This window comes from Leptospira sanjuanensis (genome assembly GCF_022267325.1).
In the GTDB taxonomy this organism is placed as follows: Bacteria; Spirochaetota; Leptospiria; order Leptospirales; family Leptospiraceae; genus Leptospira; species Leptospira sanjuanensis.
Map to the genome: position 1 here is coordinate 572,618 of NZ_JAIZBG010000001.1, position 20,572 is coordinate 593,189.

Sequence of the window (20,572 nt, forward strand, 5' to 3'; positions counted from 1 at the left end):
TCAATGAAAATAGTCGCGAAATTCATTTTAAGCCACAGTTTCTGATTCGACTGATCCTGTTAATTTTTGGGAAATCAGAAAATGTTTTTATTTGATTTTTCTCCATACGAGATGGATTTTCATTAGAAGGGCTGACTCCCACGGGGCCGAACGATGTGGCGGGGACAAAACATATCGGGAACTCCGCGGCCTTTTGCAGATCCTTCTTCCCTGAATATATCGTAAAAACAGATTCAGAAATTTGAATGTAGATTTTATCGGATCTTTCGGACCAGCGAATTCTGTGGCCCGGCGTTTCTCTCCATTCGGGAAGATCGATTCTTGCATTCGCACTCAGGGAAGAATCCTCGTTTCGATCCAGCCAGATCAATTCGGGTTTTAAGAATTCCAGATCGTTGTCCAAAACCGCGACGATTAACGCCAAAGAATTTCCGTTCGGAGAAGGGACGAGTTGGATCGGGGTTTGTCCCGGTTGTAAATATAAGGAAAATGGAATATTCTGCTTGTCGACCAAACGGATTCCCGCGGGAATTCTGGAAAAGCCGCCGTATTCGTCGTCCTTGCCGCCGATCCAATAAACCGACTTAGATCCAGAATGATAATAAACGCTTCCCGGAAGAATCCAAGACGAGAACGGAATTTGTTCCAAGGGTTCTGACGAGGCAGTCGGATCGAAGATACGGATCAGGGAACGGTAATTTCTTTTGAGAGTGGTTCCCATCAAAGGATTCCAGGAATCCTTTTCTTCATACAGAGTTTCCATCTGCACGATTTCTTTTCCAGAGGAAGACCATCCCCGTTCCAGAGATAAGGAAGAATTCCTCCAAACCAAAAAGGAACAATCCGTTAAGAAAGACGGAATCGCCGCAATTATCGCAAAAAAGAAAAAAATTCTAAGAACGATGGTATTTTTTGTTTTCATAATATTTATTTTCATGTTGGAACGAAAGGCGGGTTTTTAATCCGAAGCGGATGTCGGAAAGTAAGACCGAAACGATTGGACTTTCGTTTCGATCGGGCAACCCCGCTCCCATCGAGCGGAATTGCGCATTCGATCGAGAGTTGTTTATCTCCAGCCCTCGTTTTTTAACTCACTGTGGTTGAGATACAATCCTGAAGTCCCAACGGAAGGGGCTCTTGTATGTCCCTGAAACTGAGTGTAAGTTACATTCGAGTTAAAGGGCCAAATACCTTCGCTCTGTGTCAAAGAAGATTGGCATTTGCTCACGCCGCCCGCCTTGTTGTAAGCGCAGGAAGAATGAAACGCAACCGCGTAGTCGTCCTCTCCGGGAAGAATCGCAGAAGCACCGAACATTCCCTTGTAACCGGGAACTTGATAAACGGTAACGCCCGCGGTGTTGTTGTGGTTGTATGCTCCTCTCGCAGTGGAAACGATGAGGGATTTATCCATCGCGTTTCCGCCGAACCCGAAAGTGATTCCGTTCAGAGCCGAAGCAAGTTCGGATCCGCCGGAAGCCGCAGCCAGAGCGGTAACTTTTGTAATGTTATATCCGCGGCTGGAAGCGCTCGCTCCCAAGTTTGCAAGCCAATACTCGGTTACGTAACAACCCGCACTGTGACAAACGATTTTGCAGGAATTGCTTCCTTTGCAATATGTGTTTACCACGGTTGTGAAGTTGGTTTGAGCACGAGCCGTTCCGTATGTCCTCGGATCGGAAGTACCATCGTAACCCACGAACACCTTCGCTCCTGAAACAGAATTTACGCTGCTTCCCCAGTAATTATTCACATCCACAGTTCCGGTTCCGTTGTGGTTCTTATCCGACTTTCCGTGAACGAACACGGTATAAGTTTGAGCGGAAAGAGCTCCCGCAAAAAGAAACACACAGAGTGCCAGTCCCATCATTCGCTTTGTTTTCCAATTTCTCATCATTTTTCACTATTCTCCATTTCTTAGGGGAGAAGAAATTCCTCTCCCGCTCTAAAGGTTTGACTCTTTCCGATTTAAGTCAAGTGATAGTATGCTGATTTATAAATAACGAGGAAAATAAATTAAAAATCTAAAAAGAACGCTAATTATAAATAAAAACAAATGTGATTGCTCTGCTTGGGAGAGAATTTACACTGTTCTCCGAAAAAAACGGCCTGGACCGCGTTAGGCGCTCTTTTCCGAAGATAAAAGAAGAGGAATTCATGAAATCCGGCAATAAATATGTGATCTATGGATCGATTGTGGCAGCGATCTTGATTTTAACGGTGTTAGCTTTCTGGCCCGATGAAAGCGGGGAATCCTGGTTCGAAACGGAAGCCGAAAAGAAGGAAAGAGCGGAAAGAATGGCGAAAACTTCTCCTCCCGGCGGAGGCGGTTCCGCTTTTGAATCCGATTCGAGCGGCACCTTACAGGACGTAGACGATTCCGTTCCGATCGAAAGAATATTAGAAGATTATAAAGAATGGTCCCAATATCCGCCGAACTCGAGACCTCTTACGAAATACAACGAAGATCTGATCAAACCGTTTTTTATACAGACGACTGCGATTCCGATGGCGGATTCTTCAGAATCGAAGGAGCCGAACGGTTATAGCTGTCAGCTCCAGCCTTTGAGTTGGGCCGTCGTTGGACCGCAGGATCAAATGCGCATAACGTTCGAATGTAGAAGTCCCGAAGGAAAGCGGATTCCGATCGATATCAAAGGCGTTCGCATGTGGAGAGAATTCGACGGAGAAAAATTCGGAACGCTCAGTCCCGACTACGGCGACAACGGAGTAAACGGGGACGATCTTGCAAAGGATTTGCTTTATACGTTTCAATGGAAACCGACGCAGAAGGATTGGGGAGATATGATCATGGAAGTCGACTTTCGTTATTCTCCCGGATTTAAAAAGACGGGAAAACTCAACACTTCGTTTTATTCCTCTCCGGGCAAACCCGCGGAGCTCAGCGGATCTTCTTCCGATACGACGAGCGACGGTTCGCTTGTGGTTCGAGTCGGCGTAAACGTTTACAAGGCCGGGAACTATCATCTTGAGGGAAATCTCAAACACGCGGAAACGGGAGAATACATCGCCTGGGCCACGTTCGATTCCAAGCTTCCTTCGGGTTACGGAGAAGCCGAATTCTTATTTTATGGAAAGCTAATACGGGATTCCGGTCTGGACGGTCCGTATGTTTTGACGGACGTGCGGGGACATCGGGTCAATCTCGCTGTCGATCCGGAATGGTTCGGCCAAGGAGAAGCGGGTCTTAAAAAAATCCAGGCTGCTAAAACCGTGGAACCGGATCGAGAACTCGTTCTTCCGTATAAAGAATTCTTTAAGACGAAATTCTATGACGCAAAACAATTCACATCCAAACTTTGGGACAGTAACGAGAAACAGAGAAGGATTAAGGAATTGGAAAGTATGGAACGATGATCGGAGCGGTCCGCTTTCGGAAAGAATATTCTAAATTTTGAAAGTTGCTTGAGTCAATCCCGCTTTTGGAAAGCGGGATTTTTTTTACGTCAAAAACGAATCTATCTCCAGCCTTCGTTTTTCAATTCGCTGTGATTCAGGTAAAGACCTGCGCTCCCGACGGAAGGCGCTCTTGTGTGACCTTGGAATTGTGTGTAAGTCACATTCGAGTTGAAAGGCCAAATGCCTTCGCTTTGAGTCAAAGAAGCCTGGCATTGACTGACTCCGCCCGCTTTGTTATAAGCGCAGGAAGAGTGATATGCCACTGCGTAATCGTCTTCACCCGGAAGAATTGCGGAAGCTCCCGCCATTCCTTTGTAACCGGGAACTTGATAAATCGTAACACCTGCGGTGTTGTTGTGGTTGTAAGCTCCTCTCGCCGTGGAAACGATGAGCGCTTTATCCATCGCGTTTCCTGCAAATCCGAAAGTCGCTCCGTTCAACGCGGATGCGAGCTCGGATCCGCCGGAAGCGGCTGCCAGAGCGGTTACTTTTGTGATATTGTAGCCTTTGCTGGAGGCGCTGGCTCCCAGATTTGCTAACCAATATTCGGTTACGTAACAACCCGCGCTATGACAAACGATTTTGCAGGAATTGGATCCTTTGCAATACGTGTTCAGCACAGTGGTAAAGTTGGTTTGCGCACGAGCGGTTCCGTAAGTTCTCGGATCGGTAGTTCCATCGTATCCGACGAATACCTTTGCTCCGGAAACCGAGTTCACACTTGTTCCCCAGTAGTTATTTACGTCGGTCGTTCCTGTGCCGTTGTGATTCTTATCGGACTTCCCGTGAACGAACACGGTGTAAGTCTGAGCAGAAAGCGATCCTGCAAAAAACAACAGGGCACACAAAATCAACCCAACGCTCTTCGTACTTTTCTTTTTCATTCTCTTCACTATTCTCCTGATATATAAATTAGGAAGGAGTTCCGCAGCATTGTTCAAAACTTCGGTAAGTTTAGTCAAGCCCAAGTGGAATCTTTTTTAAATAACGGATAGAATAAAAAATCTTTCCCTTCGATGTGTTTGTCTTACGTCAGACGACATTGTTCTTAAGAAAACGATGTTAGTTATATTCGTATTAAAAAAATTGTTAAGCGAAGTGGATTAGGATGCGCTCTGTTCTCTTTTCGACTCGGTAATTTTACGGATAAATCGCGATCGAAGGCGTAGGGACGGGAATTGCAGTTACCTTATAGACCCGGAATTAAGTTTTCTCCTTTTGTTAAGCGAATTCGATAGATGTCCGGAATTTTAAAAAGGGTTTTATTCAAAGGCATATCGTTCAGTAAATCGAGGCGTTTTCGCGCCGCAAAGAATCGTTTCCAAAGCATTTCCGCGTAATTTCCCTCGCCGGTCATGCGGACGGAATAATCGGAATCGTAGAGTTTTCCTCCTCTTGCTTGTCGAATTAAATGTTCCACCTTGTCCTTTTTGAGCGGATAATTTTTTTCTAACCAATCCATGAACAACGGCGCAACCTCATAAGGTAGACGAAGAAATACCATTCCCGCCGATCTTGCCCCCGCTTGTTTTGCGGCTTCTAAAATCCGTTCCAGTTCGATATCGTTTAGCCCGGGAATCATGGGTGCCGCCATCGTTCCCGCGGGAATTCCCGCTTCGGAAAGTTTTCGAAGCGCTTCCAATCTTCTCTCCGGATTGGCGGTACGCGGCTCCATTCTCTTCCAAAGTTCTTGATCGAGCGTCGTTACGCTGATATATACTTTTGCTAAATTGTTGGAAGCGAGTTTTTCCAAAAGGTCGATATCTCGGGTTATTAGAAAGGATTTGGTGATCATCGCTACGGGTTGTTTGAATTCAAGAAACACTTTGAGAAGCTCGCGCGTGATTTCCAATTTTCGTTCCGCAGGTTGATAGATGTCGGTTACGCCCGCGAGCTGGATCGTGTGAATCTGGTCTTTTTGTTTGGAAAGATATTTTCGTAAAAGTTCGGGAGCGTTCTTTTTTACGAAGATCTTCGTTTCGAAATCGATTCCCGGTGAAAGATCCACGTATGCGTGATTGGGTCTTGCGTAACAATAGATGCAGCCGTGTTCGCATCCGCGGTATGGATTGATCGATCGTGTAAATCCCAAATCCGGGCAGTCGTTTTCGGAAACGATCGTTTTGGCTCGTTCTTCCAAAAGGATCGTACGCGGAGACATTTCCTCGTCTTGAAATTCGAGGTCTACCTCGCGTGTTGTAGATTCGAAACGTCCGGGGATTTTAGAAACGGTTCCTCGATTGATTTTGGATTGTTCCATTGTTCGTACTATTCCTCGATTCAGAAGGTATGCTATTTATACGAATAGTAAACAAAAAATAAGTTAAAATTTTCTTCGAAACCGATTTTTTTGAAGGATTTCGTTTATTAAAACGTCTATAGTATAGGGGGGTATGGTATGAAACCAAAACACAAACTGCATTCCGATCCGAAAGTTACGGAGAATCTGCTTCTCCGTTTAAAGAAGATAGAGGGTCAAATCCGAGGAATTCAAGGTATGATCGAAAGGGAAGAATATTGCGACGACGTTCTCAATCAATTATCGTCCACGAAATCCGCTTTGGACGGAGTGGCAAAAACCCTTCTGAAAAGCCACATTCAAACCTGCGTCGTGGAAAGATTTAAGGAGAACGATTCCAAGATACTCGACGAGTTTATGACCACCGTCGACCGCATTCTTAAATAAAATTTTAGGAGATAGAATCATGAAAGAAATCAAACTTACGGTAGAAGGAATGACATGCTCGCACTGTTTAAAGACCGTCGAGGGGGCCCTTAAGGATGTCGGATTAACGGGAAAGGCAAACTTGGAAAACAAGGAAGTCGTTTATCAGGGAGAAGGAACGGAAGAGGAATTGGCGAAAGTCAAAGCCGCGATTTTGGAAGAAGGGTATACCCCGGGTGAAGTCAAATGAACGCTCCGCAACAAACGGTCGAGGAAGGAATCACGTTAGATCTGATCGGTATGACCTGCGCGAACTGCGCGCTTCGAATCGAAAAAGGACTGAAAAAAGTTCCGGGGGTTAAGGACGCACGGGTCAACTTTGCGATGGAAACCGCCAAAGTGGAATTCGATTCTTCGGTTACGGAAGAGGTTCTTCTGGATAAGGTCGATTCGCTCGGTTACAGAGCGCTCGTTCATAAGGATCTGGAAATTCATGGAGAATCGGAAAAGGCGCACGAAAAGGAATTCAAAAAATTAAAACTACGTCTCGTTCTTTCGACGCTTTTTTCCCTTCCGCTCCTTGCGAGCATGATCGGCCATTTCGGGAATAATTCAATTTCTGAATATTTATCTTTTCTAATGAATCCTTGGCTTCAGTTTGCGCTCGCGACTCCGGTTCAGTTTTGGATCGGAGCCGCTTTTTATCGCGGAGGTTTTCGCGCTTTGAAAAACGGCGGAGCGAACATGGACGTCCTCGTCGCTTTGGGAACTTCGGCGGCGTATTTTTACAGCGTTTATCAGACCTTCGTTTCCTTGGGTGCGCATCATCACGGAGACGTTCCTCTGTATTACGAAACGTCCGCCGTATTGATCACACTGATTCTTTTCGGAAAATTTTTGGAACATATTGCGAGAGGAAAATCCTCGAGAGCGATTCAATCTTTGGTCGGCTTGCAGCCGAAGACTGCGAACATCATTCGAGAGGAGGAGATTCAGGAAATTCCTCTTCTCGCCGTCCGCCCCGGAGATCTTCTGTTGGTGAAGGCGGGAGAAACGATTCCCGTGGACGGAACCGTGGAGGAAGGAAACTCTTCCGTCGACGAATCGATGTTAACCGGTGAAAGTATTCCCGTCGAAAAAACCATCGGAAGTTCTTTGTTCGGAGGTTCTCTCAATCAAAACGGAATTTTAAAATTAAGAGCTTCGAAAGTAGGCAAGGACACATTGCTTTCGGGAATCATTCGGGTAGTTCAAGAAGCGCAAGGTTCGCGTGCGCCGATTCAAAGAATCGCGGATCGGATTTCCGGAATTTTCGTTCCGATCGTGATCCTTCTTTCGGCGATTACTTTGCTTCTCTGGTATTTCTGGCTGCAACCCGGAAATTTCTCCGGGGCTTTGGAAAAGGCGATCGCGGTTCTCGTTATCGCGTGTCCTTGTGCTTTGGGTTTGGCGACTCCGGTTTCGATTCTTGCGGGTTCGGGAAAGGCGGCCACTCTCGGAATTCTTTTTAGAACCGCTGAAGCATTAGAAATCGCTCATAAAGTGGATACGATCGTTTTCGATAAAACCGGTACTTTGACAAACGGAAAACCGGTTTTGAAAGGTTTGGAAAGTTTGAATCCGAAGGATACGGATTCTCTTCTCATTCTTGCCGCTTCCGCAGAACAGAATTCGGAACATCCTCTTTCTAAAGCGATTGTGGATTTTGCCAAATCGAAAGGTTTGAGCCTTTCGATTCCGGAGAGTTTCGAAACCGTTCCGGGCGGCGGAGTTTCGGCCGTGGTCGACGGGAAAAAGATTCTGATCGGAACCGATCGTCTTTTCAAGGAAAGAAACATAGCTCTTAGCGAGATTCTTCTGAATTTGAAACGACTTCGGGAAGAAGAAGGAAACACCGTCGTTCATTTAAGCGTGAATGGGATTCACTCCGCAGTTCTTTCTTTGGCGGATACGATCAAAGAATCGACTCCGATCGCGATCGAAAGGCTGAAATCGCTCGGAATGGATTTGTATATGATCACAGGAGACAACGAAAGAACGGCGCATGCGGTCGCGAAGGCCTGTGGCATTGAACACGTGTTAGCCGAAATTCTTCCGGAAGGAAAATCGAGCGAGGTAAAAAAACTCATGAACTCCGGAAAGGTCACCGCGATGGTCGGAGACGGGATCAACGACGCTCCAGCGTTGGCGGTTGCAGATCTAGGAATCGCGATGGGAACCGGAACGGACGTCGCAATGGAATCGTCTGATGTCGTGATTATGAACGGGGATCTGATTTCGATCGCAAACGCGTTTGCAATGAGTAAAAAAACGGTGTATAACATCCGCCAGAATCTTTTCTGGGCCTTGTTTTACAACGCGCTCGGAATTCCGATCGCGGCTGCGGGGTTTCTCGCTCCTTGGATTGCGGGAGGCGCCATGGCTCTTAGTTCGGTTTCGGTGGTTTTGAACGCTTTACGTTTGCAACGAAAGTGAGAATTCGATTTGCGGAGGGGCGTTTTCGTTCTTCCGCAAATTAGAACATTCAAGAATTCTAAAATTTAAATGTTTTTCCGCCCGATCGTGTTTAACTTTTTTTCAGAGCTCCATCCAACCATTCCTTATAAGAATATAAATTGCTGATCTTGGAGATGTAAGCGGTCGCCTCCGGTCCGAGTTCGATTCCGTAGGTCAGAAATCTTCCCACTACAGGCGCATAAAAAGCGTCCGCAATTGTGAATTCTTTTCCGAAAAGGAAAGGCCCTTTGGAGTTGTTCAGACATTCTTTCCAGATGAATTCGATTCTTCGAATATCTTTCCACGCTTCTTCGGGGAAGGTCCTTCCGTGAAGTTTTTCAACGAGGTTCATGGACAGATTCTTTCTAAGATCCGTAAAACCGGAATGCATTTCCGCGACGACGGAACGTGCAACGGCTCTTGCCGCTTTGTCTTTGGGCCAAAGATTTTTTTCCGGAAAAGTCTCGGCGAGATATTCGACGATGCTGAACGTGTCCCATACTTTGATGTCGCCGTGGATTAAAACGGGAACCTTTCCGGCTTCCGAATAGAATTTGATCTTTTCGTAAAACTCGGGCGTGTTCAGGGTCAGTGAAATTTCAGTAAAAGGAATATTCTTTTCTTTTAATAGAATCCAAGGACGCAGGGACCAGGATGAGAATTTTTTATCGCCGATAACTAGTTGAAGATCCGCCATACAACCAGATTCGATCTGCGATCCGATCTTGAAAATTGAAATTCTCGGCGGATCGGATCAAATTCGTTCTTCCTTTGATGTTTGCCCGCGCGTCGCGGTTTTCGCTCAGTTTTTTTGTTTGTCCGAAAGGTAAAGACGAACCTGTGTTTCGGGAGTTTCCGCAAAGTTGATCGGATAAATTTCGTAATCCGTTGCAAAGGCTCTTCTGTTTTTGATTTCGGAATCGGACCAAACTTGTTGCCAGAGTTGAACGACGATATCCGGGCTTTTTCCTTTTTCGGTGGTCAATTCGAGATACGTTCCTTCGGGAAGGGAAACGGTTTCAAAACCGTTCGTATCGTTGGAAGCGGCCGGAACTCCGATAAAGTAGGAGTATTCTCCGTTCTCGTCACTTTCATAATCCCAATACACAGCGTAGATGGAATCTCCCGGATCCCCGAGTTTCGGAAAAACTTCCTGAAAGAATTTTCCCCAGAGCGGTCCGATTTTTCCGTTCGGTCCGAATTCGTCCGCGTTTTTTGTTCTCGTGCGGACTCCGACGAGATTCTTTTTCGGCATCGGGATTTGTTTCATGATTTCCTCTTTATTAAACGAAGTCTAACGGATCGAAAAATACGATACGAAACACGTTCAACAAGAGGCAATCCAATTCTCTCGACTTTTTGAATCGGATTTGGGCGAATATCGATCGTTCGCGAGCAGCGTCCATTACCTAACTAATCCGATTTCCTGATTTTTATCAATCTTTCCAAAGGCTTTTCGACGCCGCTTCGATTTGACGAATCGATCCTTCTATGGAGTACTTAGGTAAGTTTATGGAGAGTCTTGTTCAAAAGAATCTTATATCTCCAACGGGATAGGAGGAAGTCTATGTGCGTTTCAGATAATCAAAGTGGGTACGGATCGGGGAATACGAATCTTTCGTCCATTTTGACTTCTTACTTTTACCAAGATCCTCACGCGATCTTTATCACGGACCGCGACGGTAGGATCGAATACATAAATCCGGTGTTTGAGAATATTTCCGGATATAAACAAACCGACTTGATCGGAAAGAATCCGGGCTTCTTTCAGTCGGGCGCGCACGGACGGGAATTTTACGAACAACTGTGGAAGACCATTCTTGCGGGAAAAGAATACGAAGGATATTTTTTAAACCGAAATGGATTCGGTGAAACGATTTCCTGGAAGGAAAGAATCACTCCTCTCCGCGACGAAGAAGGGAATATTTCGAATTTCTTATGCAGAGTCGACGTTCCGTCCGAAAAGGCGTCCGATTCCGCGAATACGGAGCAGGCGTTCGGGACTTCCGTTCAGAAACACGAAACAGCCGGATTCTCCGCTTCTACGGAAATCGGAAAGGTCCGGGAATCCTTGTTTCCGAAACTTCAAAAGGAATACGGACTTACGTATCAGGAAGCGAAGATCTGCGATCTTTTGGTCGCAGGTCAAACTCGTGAAAGTCTGGTCCGGGAATTGGGAGTACATTCAGGAACTCTAAAGAACCATTTAAAGGCGATTTATCGTAAAACGATCGAAAAGGATTTGGCGGAACCCGGTCAGGGCAGGGACAAGCTGCAAAGACTGACGATGTTTCTAATCCGACTTTGTTAAGCGACATCGATTGGTTTCTATTCGCGAAATAAAAGAATCGGAGTCGTCGCAAAAACGATTCCGATTCCTCCGTATGACTTCGGTTTAATTTTTTCCCCAGACGTTTTCCAGATACGCCTCTCTTCCGGAACCTTTTCGATACGCTTTGTAGTGATCGGGATTGGTTTTGTAGTAATTCTGATGATATCCTTCGGCTGCATAGAACGCGGTGAAGGGAAGAATTTCGACCACGATCGGTCCTTTGAATTTTCCGGACTTTGCGATCTCTTGTTTGGATTCTTCCGCTGCTTTCCTTTGAGCCTCGCTGTGATAAAAAATTCCGGTTCGATATTGATTGCCTCGATCCGCAAATTGTCCTCCGTTATCCGTAGGATTGATCTGTTTCCAGAAGACCTTCAGCAATTCCGCGTAACGAATCTTAGAAGGATCGAATTCTATCTGAACGCTTTCTCGATGACCCGTTCTTCCGTAGCCGACGTCCTCGTAGGTCGGATTGACCTCTTTACCGCCCGAATAACCGGACGTAACGGAAATCACTCCGTTCAAAGATTCGAACGGACCTTCCATACACCAAAAACAACCTCCTGCGAACGTAGCCTTCTCCGTTTTGGGCGCGGACCAGAGCGGATAAAAAAAGAAAAGAATTCCGAGGGAAATCAATACTTTAGAGTAAAACACATAAACCTCTTTAAAAGAAAGTTCGAAACTTTTACGAAACGGTTACACGAAGAATAAGGAACCCTTTTTCAGTGAACGACTCGATCGAAAAACCGATTTTTCTGTTTTTCATTGCGAAAGAAAAAAATTCCTATGTTTTCTTTTCGAAGATCTAATTCTAAGAATAGAATATGAAAATCGCAATCTTAGGAAGCGGAATCGCGGGGCTCAGCGCTTGCTGGTATTTGAGTAAGGAACACGAAGTCGTTTTGATCGAGCGTCACGCTCTTCCCGGAATGGATGCGCACGGAACGGACGTTGCGTTAAAAGATAGAATCTTCCGTTTCGACGTTCCTTTCCGCGCATTCAAACAAAACTATTATCCTTGTCTCATCGAGATGTACAACGAAGCGGGAATCGAATTCAGACCCGTGGATTATTCCTTTTCTCTGAGCGAACGGGACGGAACTACGTACTTTCAATTCGCCACGTTCGGACTCGGCGGAAATTTTTATCCGTTCGTTTCTCCCGTTTGTTTTAAAAGCGGGGAATCCAGAAGAATCTTTTCGGATACGATCCGATTTTACGGAGAATCCGCGACTCAATGGGAATCTCTAAAAGGCGAACAACTTACGATCTCCGGTTTTCTGCAACGTTTCGGATATTCGAAAGAATTCGAGGACAAATATCTGATTCCTATGTTTGCGACGATCAACACTTGCACTCTCAAAAGCGCGAAAAATTACCCGGCCGAAGCGGTGATCCGTTATCACGCAAAAGGATTGAAGTTTCTCCGATTTTTAACCGCGAGCCACGGAACCAGGGACATCACCGAACGGCTTTCGGTGGGCGCAAAAGAGATCCGTCTCAAATCCAATCCGAAAAGACTCGAACTCAACGGTAAAAAAGTTTTTGTTTCCTTTGACGGCGGAAAGGAAGAATTCGATCGGGTCGTGATCGCGACCCCGGCCAATCAGGCGATTCCTCTTTTACCGGACGAAATGACGAAGGAGAAAGAACTTCTTTCCTCCTTTCGATACGAAGAATCGGAAATTTTGATGCACACCGATCCTTCGTTTATGCCCAACAAAAAAAGACACTGGGCTCCGCTTTGTTTTACTCTTTCTCCCGAAACCGACAAACCTTCGGCGACGATTCGTCTCAATAAGGTTCTTCCCGAAATCGGAAACGAGGAAATTTTTCAGACTTGGAATCCTTTGGAAGAGCCGAAACAAGGAACGCTCATTTCCCGTTCCCGTTTTGAAAGACCGGTGATCGATCTCAAAAACCAAAAGACCATCGACGAACTCAAGTTCCTTCAGGAGCAACCCGGTCGCAAGATTTGGTTCTGCGGTTCTTACGCGAGATACGGAATTCCCCTTTTGGAAGCGGGGGTTTCGACTTCTTTGGACGTAAGACGCTGGGTTGAGAATTCGATGCGGTCTTAACTTCGTTTCGGGATGCTCTTTCGATCGGACTTTGAATCCATACGATGCGGATCGTTTGAGTCGGGTTTGACCGCGGCATAAAGAACGAAGCGGAAATATCTTCTCATTCTTTCACTTCCTAGAAAGTCCGCGAATCTCGCATAGTTGTGCGCGATTCTTTCCGGAATGGATGTCTGCGGTTTGGCGGTCGCACGTTTTAAAAAACGGGAGAATCCTTCAAAGACATCCTTCTCTAAAAACGCAAAGCCGTCCTCAAACTCGAACCCGGCGTCGCGCAAGATTTGAGAAAGGGAATCAGTTGTGACCCGATTCCGTTTCGGGATGGAACTTAACGTACAGACCGCGCTTCGAAACCAAGAATCCAAAAGGTTCAAAGGCGATTCGTTCAGGATCAATTCGGCCGAGACCAATCGTCCTCCCGGCTTGAGAATTCGAAACGCTTCCTTACAAAACGCGATTCGATCGGAAAAAAAAACCGCGCTGTCCAAACAAAGAATCCGATCGAAGCTCCGATCCGCAAAAGAAGGAAGAGCCGTTTCGATCGGGGACAGGATGAGAGTCGGTCGAGGATCGGACGGAGAAAACCCGCGTAGGTCCAACAGATTTTTTGCAAATTCGGTTTGAACCGAAGAAGCGTTGACCCCGGTCAGATCTTCGAACGCAACGGAGAATTCTTCCTTCCAAACGAAGAACTGGTCCCCGCAACCGAAGCCGAGATCCAAAACCTTAAGTCCCGTTCCGAGTTCGGCCTTTTGTCCGAGCAGAACGGCTAACGTTTTGCAAGCGGCGGGATAATCGTCCGTGTCCCTCCAATAACCGAAGTTGGCCCAGGAAGAATTTTCCGGATTCAGATACAGATGCGTAAGAGTGTCGGGCGCTTCTTCGATTTTTTTTCGGGAAAAAAAACTCACCTTAGAAAATTCTCCTTAAAACGGGACTATTAAAATTCTTACAAGAATCGGCGATTTGAGGCGTTCTACGAAGATTCGATTGTATGTTAACAACCGTTCCGGCGCTCGAAGAAGGTTTCGATTTTTCAAGTCGCATTAAATAATATCTAAACATACATTAAGTTTGTCCGATATATCCTGTAGAATTATCGGGAAACATGTTCGTCATCACGCTCTTAGATCCGAATCAAACCAAAAGCAATTTATTGCTTCGCTGGAAAATCAAACTCGATCGCAAGCAAGTTACTCCGGTTCTAGTATTTCCGGAAGCTTCGATCAATTTGGAAAAGCTGCACGTTCTCGCAAAAATTTCGTCCAGACAAAAATCCCGATCCTCCGTTCCCGTTTTTTTTCACGCAGAGTCCCTTCTGAAGGCCGCGGACTTTCTGCTTTCGGATAGAATTCCCAAGGGAGAAAAAATTCTTCCGGTCTTTGTCGACTTCGGATCGATCGGCAAGGACAAGAACGGAAACGACTTCGAAGAACAAGTGGAAATTCTTCAGAGAAAGATTGAAAGAAATTTCTCGGCCGTTTGTTTTTTAGAGACAGGGAAGGCGCAGGCAAGCATAGAACGTTCGGGAAATCGGAACTGGCTCTTTCACAAGTCGTCCTTGGTCGTCGGGATGGAAGGAAGAGGCTTTAAAATTTTACGGAAGGACTTGCCTCAGGCTGAAGAAGGGGAGTTGTCAGCGGAGTCTTGGATTCCCGGTGGACTTCTCGAAGGCGGACGTTAAGAAAATAATTTACGTTTTTAGAATGGTTCTTCTTCCCTCGTCTTACGTTCGAGGGGACTCGCATTAAATATTACTCGAATTCAGTATTTTAATTGAAGTTTTTTTTATACCATTCTTGATAGATAAAAATTTTGCCATTGGCAATAAACGCAGGGATCTTCTGCATGATCGAGAAACGAATCAACAAATTCGGGGAGAACGGAACCTTCGCAACGAAGAACATCCCCAAAGGAACCTTGCTGTTCAGCTACAGCGAGTGGATCGAAGACGAAGAGTTCGGATGGAAAGTTCTGACGGTTGAAGAAGCCGAGTCTCTTCCCGATTCGGAAAAGGAAATCTTCATGAAATACGGTTACGACGTGGACTTCGGTCTGGTCACCGGCCCTACCAGCGATCAGTACGTGATCAACCATTCCAACTTCATGAATCATTCCTGCGATCCGAACATGTGGTACGATCAGGACGACAACATCGTCGCCAAGAGAGAGATTCAGGCCGGGGAAGAGCTTACGATCGATTATGCGAACTTTATCGTAAACTTCGATCAAACCTTCGAATGCGGCTGCGGATCGACGAACTGCAGAAAATCCATCCGGAAAGACGATTGGAAACTTCTGATCAACGAATATCAGATGAACTTCCCGAAATTCATCCAAAAAGAAATCAAAAAACTCTACGTAAAAATCCCAGTATAGAACGACCTAAAAACGAAAATCACTTTCTAACCTTTAAGATTCTTTCCAGGATTCCTCTCCGCAGAAGTCCTGGAGAATCTTCGGCGAATGCGGAACTGGTGCTCCGGGCGTTTTCTATGGAATAGAACACGTCCGGCTCGACGGTCTGTACGATTCTCATCGCCTGACGAATCTTCTTTCTTTTTAAAACCGTAAAAACGATCTTAACCGGGCCTCTGCTTCCTTGGCCGTTCATGGTCGTCACTCCGTAACCCGCTTTGGAAAGTTTGTCCGCGATTTCCTCACCGTGTTCGGGGGAAATGATTCTTAAGAGAGAATAACCGATCGCCAACTTTTCTTCGAGAATCATTCCGATAAACGTTCCGGTCGCGAAGCCGCCGGCGTACGCAAGATAACAAAGGACGTTGTTTAAATTCTTGATGACCTGCGTGATCACGATCACCCAAAGTAGAACTTCCAAAAATCCTAGAGAAGCAGCGATCGCTTTCTTTTCGCGTGTAAGAAGAATGACCCGGATCGTTCCGATCGAAACGTCCGTCACTCGGGCGCAAAAAATAAAACAGGGAAGAAGAACGTAATCGAAGATAGGATTTCCGGGAGAAGGAAAACTCAGTTCCATACGAACTAACATTGCCGAAAGAAGCAAACTCGTCGAGGAGAATTGATTCGTTTGGAATGAACGATCCGTTTTGCAGGAGTCCAACGAATCCTTTTTATAGACGGAAAGGAATCAAATACGGCAGAAACGAAATCAAATCTCGTTCGGGGATTTTTAAGAAAGACCGATCTACGCGCGTTGCGCCGAAAAAATCCGTAACCTACTCATCTGATAAACGACTTATAAATTTCTTAAAAAGAGGAAACGGAATTAAAAAAATGGAATCTTGATTTCGTTTAACGTTTCGCTTTTTAATCGTAAAAACGGATTTCCGGTTTCTTTTTCAAAAGAAACGTTGAGAATCCCTCCCTATGAAAAGAACCGCGTCGATCCTTGTAACGATTTGTTTCTTCGCTTATCAAAATTGTTCTCCTTCCGATTCGAAGGAAAATTCGATTCTTTCTTTGTTAAACACGAAGATCGACGTTAGGTCCGATTTGGAAAACGGAACAAAAACGTTTTTATCCGGAGAAGGAACGTCGAACGTTTTTCATTCTTTGGAATATCGAAATCTTCCCGAATCGAGAAGGATTTCCATCGGAGAAAAGACGTATTCGGCGAAAACCGATCCGATCTTTGTCGATTCTTTAGGAAGAGAGGCGAACTTTCGGGGATTTAATATTTCCGGAAATACGAAACTCGTTCAGCACGGATTTAAACCCTTCCAAAACGAATCGGACGCGGAGATTGCGTTTGCACGATTGGGAAAAACTACGGGATCGAATATGATTCGTTTTACGATCGCTTGGGAAGGAGTTCATACGGCCGTCGATACGATCGATTATGCGTATCTCGACGCCGTAATCGATCAAATGAAGAAGGCGATCGCGTTGAAGATGTATGTTCTTGTCGATTATCATCAGGATCTATTCTCCCGAAATCTATTCAACAAAAACTCGTGGTATACGGGAAACGGAGCGCCGAAGTGGGTAACCCCTGCGGGGACATATCCGAACGAATATTGCGGAATCGTTTGCGCGAATTGGAGTCAGAACAACCTTACCAACGAGGCGGTCCGAAAAGGATTTCGGAATTTTTGGAACGACGCTTCGTTTAACACTTCCGCGGGAACCAGAAGAATGCAGACCGAATTTGTTTGGCAATTGGGAAAGGCCGCAAAATACATTCAAGAACGCTTAACTACCGAAGAATTCGATTTCATTCTGGGAATCGATCCGTTCAACGAACCCGTGGACGGAGGAATGGAAGGACTTTCACCGGCACAATGGGACAATCGGAAGTTATGGTCTTTTTACGGAAGAATTCGTCAGGAATTGAACGCGAACGGATGGGAATCCAAATTCGTATATGCGGAACCTCTTGTATTCTGGAATACGAATGTAGGAAGCGCGATCGTTCCTCCCACGGGCGGAGGCCATCTGACTACTTTGCCCGGGCCGGGTTTTGTGTTTAATTCCCATTTTTACGACGCGGGAAGAATGGGAACGGATCTGACCGGAATCGACAACGCGACGTATTTTAAATATTTGGACGAGATCCGAACCGAAACGAGATTTTTGAAAATTCCCGTGTTCTTGAGCGAGTTCGGGATGTGGTTGAACGGAGTCGGCGCGAAAGACACTCCTAGAATGATTTCCGCCGTGTATCAGGCGATGGAAATTTCGGATGTGGGACAGTCGACTAAGACTCGTTATGCGGACTTTTATTCCCTTTTGGTTTCGGGAACACAATGGCACTGGGATTATTATTACGACAATCATTTCGAATATATGAACGGGAACACCTCCAAGCTGATCACGAAAAAGGACGCTTGGAACGACGAGAATTTTTCGGTGATTGGAAATTACGGAACGACCTGGAATGTGGATTATCGTGCGATTCAAAGGAGTTATCCGAGAAGGTCACAGGGAAGAATTTTAAGTTTTTATTATAATACACTCGGTGCGGATTCTTGGAACAATCCGTACGCCTGGGGAGGAATTCGACCGAAGATAAACGGAACCACGTATTTTTCCGATCGAAGATTTTCGATTCTGATTTGGAAAGGAAGAAGTTCAGAAGCGCCCACGGAGATCTTTATTCCTCCGCATTTTTCGGCGCAGAATCTGGTTTTGATTTCCGATTCCGGAATTTACAACAAAACTTTGTCCGCATCGATTGCGAACGGATTTAACGAATCGATTCTTATTCCCGATCCGGATAGAATGACCGGTTCCGGTTCCCTTTTGGTTTCCTGGGACGATTTGGAAGCGGGTGAAAATGAGGAAACGATCCATTACGTTTTGATTGTGGATGGAAACGGAGTTTCTTATACGGATGAGTGGTTGGCGTTACTGCAAGCGGATTTGAACCGAAGAATTTTGAACGAGAAAAAGAGTCCGGTTTATTTAATCGGAAAGATGACGTACGGGGGTTATCCTGCGCAGTAGGGGAGAATGTTGTAGGGTGATTTTATCGTAGTTCCTACGCTTTTTCCGTAAAACATCGAGCCCCGCCCTGTTTTTGGGTGGTGGGGTGATGAGCGACCCGTAGAGAGCGAGTCGCTGAGTTTTTAGGCGGCGGGAAATCTTACGAAAATCTCCCTATCACGGAAAAACTTTTCCGCAACGAAAAATTTTATCTCACGCTTTGTAGGAACTCCGACGACGAACGACTCAAAAACTTTTTCCGACCCAAGCCCCGAACAGAGCCAGCCCGATTCCGCCGAAAACGCTCACCAAACTATATGCAATAAGTAGCATATAGTTCTCCGTTCGAAACATCTGCAACGTTTCATAGGAGAAAGTCGAAAACGTGGTAAACCCTCCGCATAGACCGGAAGCAAGAAAGAATTTCCACTGGGGATCGAATGCGGGAAAACGATCAAAAACCGCATAAACGACTCCGATGATAAACGATCCGAAAAGGTTTGCGGTTAAAGTTCCCCAAGGAAGCATAAAACCGAGAACCGTTCCGAACCAATATTGAAGGCAATAACGAAAAACGCTTCCGAGTGCGCCGCCGATTCCGATCCAGAGTAAGGTTCTTTCAAGACTCATAAATTCTTGTTCCGTTCCTTAAAATAACGGTAGATCTGATACAGCCCGACTCCGAGCGTCACGATCGAATCATCCACGGGTCCCGGTGCCAAATTCGGAGCGATCCAATAGAGAAGAATGACGAGAACGGGCCAGAAAATTCGCAACGTTTCGACGGGTTTCGAATCCTTAATACCGAACCAAATCCCGACTAACAAGGCTAATACGACGCTGATGAGAATTCCCGCAAAAAGGAGAACGTGTTTTCCCGCAAGAAGAGTCCAATCGGCAAACGTATGCGCGTTTCCGTAATCGTCCTTCAGAAAGAGAATCGTTCCGCTGAGTGCGGCAAAAAAAGTGAAAAAGGGAATCAACATTCCCCATAAACAACCGTATTTGATTTTACCGGAAACGTCGGACATCTTTTGATTCTCTCGGAAAATATATTCAGAAAACTTAAAGCGTTTTCAAGTAAGCGAGAATGAAAGGCTCTATATCCCCGTCCATCACCGCGGCCACGTTTCCTGTTTCGTGATCGGTTCTATGATCCTTTACGAGATTGTACGGATGGAAAACGTAGCTTCGAATCTGAGAACCCCAGGCGATGTCTTTTTTTTCGCCCGACTTCTTTTCCAATTCTTCCTTCGCTTTTTCCTGTTCCATCTCGTAGAGTCTCGCCTTTAACATCTTAAACGCCGTGTCTCTGTTTTTGATCTGAGATCTTTCGTTCTGACACGCGACTACGATTCCGCTCGGAATGTGAGTGATCCGAACCGCGGAGTCGGTCGTGTTGACGTGCTGACCACCGGCTCCGGAAGAACGATATACGTCGACGCGGATGTCCTTCTCCTCGATCTTGATGTCGATGTCGTCGTCGATTTCCGGACTTACGTGAACGGAAACGAAGGAAGTATGTCTTCTTTTGTTGGCGTCAAACGGAGAGATCCGCACGAGACGATGAACCCCGTTTTCTCCCTTGAGAAAGCCGAACGCAAAATCGCCTATCACGTGTAAGGTGGCATTCTTGATTCCCGCGCCGTCGCCCGCTTGAATGTCTATAAGAGAATATTGATATCCTTTTTTTTCGAAATAACGCATATACATCCGAAGAAGCATTTCCGCCCAGTCTTGGCTTTCCGTCCCGCCCGCACCGGGATGAATGTTCAAGAAGGCCGGTTTTATATCTTCGGGATTTTTCAGAGCTCCCAGTAATTCGAGTTCGGCGAATTTTTCCTGAAGGCGATTGTATTCCGTGGAGAGTTCTCCCACTCCGTTTTCCCCTTTTTCGTCTAACGTTAAATCCACTAAATCAGGAAAATCTAATATATCTTGCTGAATGGTGAACCAAGGAGTGAGTTTTTTTTCGAGTTCGTTCTTTTTCTGACTTACGATTCTCGCTTCTTCCGGATTGTTCCAAAGATCCGGGTCTTCCGCCTTTTCGCTGAGAGCCTTTAGGCGATCTTTGTCCTGTTCCAGATTCAAGAGTTTCCAGCGGTTGATAAAGTTCTCTTGTAATTCTTTGGAAACTCGTTTGAGTTCTTTTGCCGATTTTACTTCCATATG

Annotated in this window: 20 protein-coding genes and 1 pseudogene; 9 read left to right on the top strand and 12 right to left on the bottom strand. The window is 45.8% G+C overall.

The features are described 5' to 3' along the window. Positions 1-22: 22 nt before the first annotated feature. Positions 23-922 (bottom strand): hypothetical protein, encoded by a 900-nt coding sequence (locus LFX25_RS02715; protein ID WP_238728761.1) that lies wholly within the window; start codon positions 920-922, stop codon positions 23-25. Positions 923-1,066: 144 nt separating this feature from the next. After that, on the bottom strand, positions 1,067-1,891 hold the full coding sequence (locus LFX25_RS02720) for a hypothetical protein (RefSeq protein WP_238731481.1): 825 nt from the start codon (positions 1,889-1,891) through the stop codon (positions 1,067-1,069). A gap of 263 nt (positions 1,892-2,154) precedes the next feature. Between LFX25_RS02720 and LFX25_RS02725 the strand changes: the two genes are divergently transcribed. Beyond that, on the top strand, positions 2,155-3,375 hold the full coding sequence (locus LFX25_RS02725) for a hypothetical protein (RefSeq protein ID WP_238728762.1): 1,221 nt from the start codon (positions 2,155-2,157) through the stop codon (positions 3,373-3,375). Between the two features lie 101 nt (positions 3,376-3,476). Here LFX25_RS02725 and LFX25_RS02730 read toward each other — a convergent pair whose 3' ends face one another. Beyond that, positions 3,477-4,301 carry a hypothetical protein gene (locus LFX25_RS02730; RefSeq protein ID WP_135780425.1) on the bottom strand — a complete coding sequence of 275 codons (825 nt, stop codon included), beginning with the start codon at positions 4,299-4,301 and terminating at the stop codon, positions 3,477-3,479. 305 nt (positions 4,302-4,606) lie between these two features. Beyond that, the gene (locus LFX25_RS02735) at positions 4,607-5,677 is read right to left on the bottom strand and encodes a PA0069 family radical SAM protein (RefSeq protein ID WP_238728763.1); all 1,071 of its coding nucleotides are present in this window, start codon (positions 5,675-5,677) and stop codon (positions 4,607-4,609) included. Positions 5,678-5,815: 138 nt separating this feature from the next. On the opposite strand from LFX25_RS02735, the gene LFX25_RS02740 reads away from it, so the two are divergent. From LFX25_RS02740 to LFX25_RS02750, 3 genes are read left to right on the top strand one after another with little or no spacing between them, the layout of a single operon-like run. After that, positions 5,816-6,103, top strand: coding sequence for a metal-sensitive transcriptional regulator (locus LFX25_RS02740; RefSeq protein WP_118957873.1), 288 nt, complete (start codon positions 5,816-5,818; stop codon positions 6,101-6,103). Between the two features lie 19 nt (positions 6,104-6,122). Further along, positions 6,123-6,332, top strand: a complete 210-nt coding sequence (locus tag LFX25_RS02745; protein ID WP_238728764.1) for a heavy-metal-associated domain-containing protein — start codon at positions 6,123-6,125, stop codon at positions 6,330-6,332. Further along, positions 6,329-8,557: a heavy metal translocating P-type ATPase gene (locus LFX25_RS02750; protein WP_238728765.1), complete on the top strand. Its 2,229-nt coding sequence runs from the start codon at positions 6,329-6,331 to the stop codon at positions 8,555-8,557. The genes LFX25_RS02745 and LFX25_RS02750 overlap by 4 nt, the downstream gene beginning before the upstream one ends. 91 nt (positions 8,558-8,648) lie before the next feature. On the opposite strand, the gene LFX25_RS02755 is transcribed toward LFX25_RS02750, so the two are convergent. After that, the gene (locus LFX25_RS02755; protein WP_238728766.1) at positions 8,649-9,275 is read right to left on the bottom strand and encodes a glutathione S-transferase family protein; all 627 of its coding nucleotides are present in this window, start codon (positions 9,273-9,275) and stop codon (positions 8,649-8,651) included. 105 nt (positions 9,276-9,380) lie between these two features. Continuing rightward, a complete protein-coding gene (locus LFX25_RS02760) occupies positions 9,381-9,848 on the bottom strand; it encodes a GyrI-like domain-containing protein (protein ID WP_238728767.1) in 468 nt (155 codons plus the stop codon). A gap of 297 nt (positions 9,849-10,145) precedes the next feature. Between LFX25_RS02760 and LFX25_RS02765 the strand changes: the two genes are divergently transcribed. Beyond that, positions 10,146-10,889 carry a PAS domain-containing protein gene (locus LFX25_RS02765; protein WP_238728768.1) on the top strand — a complete coding sequence of 248 codons (744 nt, stop codon included), beginning with the start codon at positions 10,146-10,148 and terminating at the stop codon, positions 10,887-10,889. 84 nt (positions 10,890-10,973) lie between these two features. Here LFX25_RS02765 and msrA read toward each other — a convergent pair whose 3' ends face one another. Then, positions 10,974-11,567, bottom strand: a complete 594-nt coding sequence (msrA, locus tag LFX25_RS02770) for a peptide-methionine (S)-S-oxide reductase MsrA (RefSeq protein ID WP_238728769.1) — start codon at positions 11,565-11,567, stop codon at positions 10,974-10,976. Positions 11,568-11,737: 170 nt separating this feature from the next. Here msrA and LFX25_RS02775 point away from each other — a divergent pair, with 170 nt between their 5' ends. Further along, complete coding sequence (locus tag LFX25_RS02775) at positions 11,738-12,994, top strand: NAD(P)-binding protein (RefSeq protein WP_238728770.1); 1,257 nt, start codon at positions 11,738-11,740, stop codon at positions 12,992-12,994. A 62-nt stretch (positions 12,995-13,056) separates the two neighbouring features. Here the strand turns inward: LFX25_RS02775 and LFX25_RS02780 are convergent. Continuing rightward, positions 13,057-13,905, bottom strand: a pseudogene (locus LFX25_RS02780) (class I SAM-dependent methyltransferase); the annotation flags it as partial. A 197-nt stretch (positions 13,906-14,102) separates the two neighbouring features. Here LFX25_RS02780 and LFX25_RS02785 point away from each other — a divergent pair. After that, positions 14,103-14,678, top strand: a complete 576-nt coding sequence (locus LFX25_RS02785; protein ID WP_238728771.1) for a hypothetical protein — start codon at positions 14,103-14,105, stop codon at positions 14,676-14,678. 164 nt (positions 14,679-14,842) lie between these two features. Next, on the top strand, positions 14,843-15,373 hold the full coding sequence (locus tag LFX25_RS02790) for an SET domain-containing protein (protein ID WP_238728772.1): 531 nt from the start codon (positions 14,843-14,845) through the stop codon (positions 15,371-15,373). Between the two features lie 19 nt (positions 15,374-15,392). Here LFX25_RS02790 and LFX25_RS02795 read toward each other — a convergent pair whose 3' ends face one another. After that, positions 15,393-15,992, bottom strand: coding sequence for a DUF2179 domain-containing protein (locus tag LFX25_RS02795; RefSeq protein ID WP_238728773.1), 600 nt, complete (start codon positions 15,990-15,992; stop codon positions 15,393-15,395). Positions 15,993-16,342: 350 nt separating this feature from the next. Between LFX25_RS02795 and LFX25_RS02800 the strand changes: the two genes are divergently transcribed. Further along, positions 16,343-18,421, top strand: coding sequence for a cellulase family glycosylhydrolase (locus LFX25_RS02800; protein ID WP_238728774.1), 2,079 nt, complete (start codon positions 16,343-16,345; stop codon positions 18,419-18,421). A 225-nt stretch (positions 18,422-18,646) separates the two neighbouring features. On the opposite strand, the gene crcB is transcribed toward LFX25_RS02800, so the two are convergent. Genes crcB through prfB form a run of 3 tightly spaced genes read right to left on the bottom strand, consistent with a single transcriptional unit; the run spans position 18,647 to position 20,569 of the window. Beyond that, positions 18,647-19,030 (bottom strand): fluoride efflux transporter CrcB, encoded by a 384-nt coding sequence (gene crcB / locus LFX25_RS02805; protein WP_238728775.1) that lies wholly within the window; start codon positions 19,028-19,030, stop codon positions 18,647-18,649. Next, positions 19,027-19,431, bottom strand: a complete 405-nt coding sequence (locus tag LFX25_RS02810) for a hypothetical protein (RefSeq protein ID WP_238728776.1) — start codon at positions 19,429-19,431, stop codon at positions 19,027-19,029. Before LFX25_RS02810 ends, crcB begins: the two co-directional genes overlap by 4 nt. A gap of 34 nt (positions 19,432-19,465) precedes the next feature. Next, entirely contained in the window at positions 19,466-20,569 is a 1,104-nt protein-coding gene (gene prfB / locus LFX25_RS02815) for a peptide chain release factor 2 (RefSeq protein ID WP_118957858.1), read from the bottom strand. Positions 20,570-20,572 lie beyond the last annotated feature (3 nt).

Coding starts and splice junctions, on each gene's coding strand:
- LFX25_RS02735 (WP_238728763.1), bottom strand. CDS start 5,677: ATGGAACAATCCAAAATCAATCGAGGAACCGTTTCTAAAATCCCCGGA.
- LFX25_RS02745 (WP_238728764.1), top strand. CDS start 6,123: ATGAAAGAAATCAAACTTACGGTAGAAGGAATGACATGCTCGCACTGT.
- LFX25_RS02790 (WP_238728772.1), top strand. CDS start 14,843: ATGATCGAGAAACGAATCAACAAATTCGGGGAGAACGGAACCTTCGCA.
- LFX25_RS02800 (WP_238728774.1), top strand. CDS start 16,343: ATGAAAAGAACCGCGTCGATCCTTGTAACGATTTGTTTCTTCGCTTAT.
- LFX25_RS02810 (WP_238728776.1), bottom strand. CDS start 19,431: ATGTCCGACGTTTCCGGTAAAATCAAATACGGTTGTTTATGGGGAATG.
- LFX25_RS02785 (WP_238728771.1), top strand. CDS start 14,103: ATGTTCGTCATCACGCTCTTAGATCCGAATCAAACCAAAAGCAATTTA.
- crcB (WP_238728775.1), bottom strand. CDS start 19,030: ATGAGTCTTGAAAGAACCTTACTCTGGATCGGAATCGGCGGCGCACTC.
- prfB (WP_118957858.1), bottom strand. CDS start 20,569: ATGGAAGTAAAATCGGCAAAAGAACTCAAACGAGTTTCCAAAGAATTA.
- LFX25_RS02765 (WP_238728768.1), top strand. CDS start 10,146: ATGTGCGTTTCAGATAATCAAAGTGGGTACGGATCGGGGAATACGAAT.
- LFX25_RS02730 (WP_135780425.1), bottom strand. CDS start 4,301: ATGAAAAAGAAAAGTACGAAGAGCGTTGGGTTGATTTTGTGTGCCCTG.
- LFX25_RS02740 (WP_118957873.1), top strand. CDS start 5,816: ATGAAACCAAAACACAAACTGCATTCCGATCCGAAAGTTACGGAGAAT.
- LFX25_RS02750 (WP_238728765.1), top strand. CDS start 6,329: ATGAACGCTCCGCAACAAACGGTCGAGGAAGGAATCACGTTAGATCTG.
- LFX25_RS02755 (WP_238728766.1), bottom strand. CDS start 9,275: ATGGCGGATCTTCAACTAGTTATCGGCGATAAAAAATTCTCATCCTGG.
- LFX25_RS02725 (WP_238728762.1), top strand. CDS start 2,155: ATGAAATCCGGCAATAAATATGTGATCTATGGATCGATTGTGGCAGCG.
- LFX25_RS02715 (WP_238728761.1), bottom strand. CDS start 922: ATGAAAACAAAAAATACCATCGTTCTTAGAATTTTTTTCTTTTTTGCG.
- LFX25_RS02775 (WP_238728770.1), top strand. CDS start 11,738: ATGAAAATCGCAATCTTAGGAAGCGGAATCGCGGGGCTCAGCGCTTGC.
- LFX25_RS02760 (WP_238728767.1), bottom strand. CDS start 9,848: ATGAAACAAATCCCGATGCCGAAAAAGAATCTCGTCGGAGTCCGCACG.
- LFX25_RS02795 (WP_238728773.1), bottom strand. CDS start 15,992: ATGGAACTGAGTTTTCCTTCTCCCGGAAATCCTATCTTCGATTACGTT.
- LFX25_RS02720 (WP_238731481.1), bottom strand. CDS start 1,891: ATGAGAAATTGGAAAACAAAGCGAATGATGGGACTGGCACTCTGTGTG.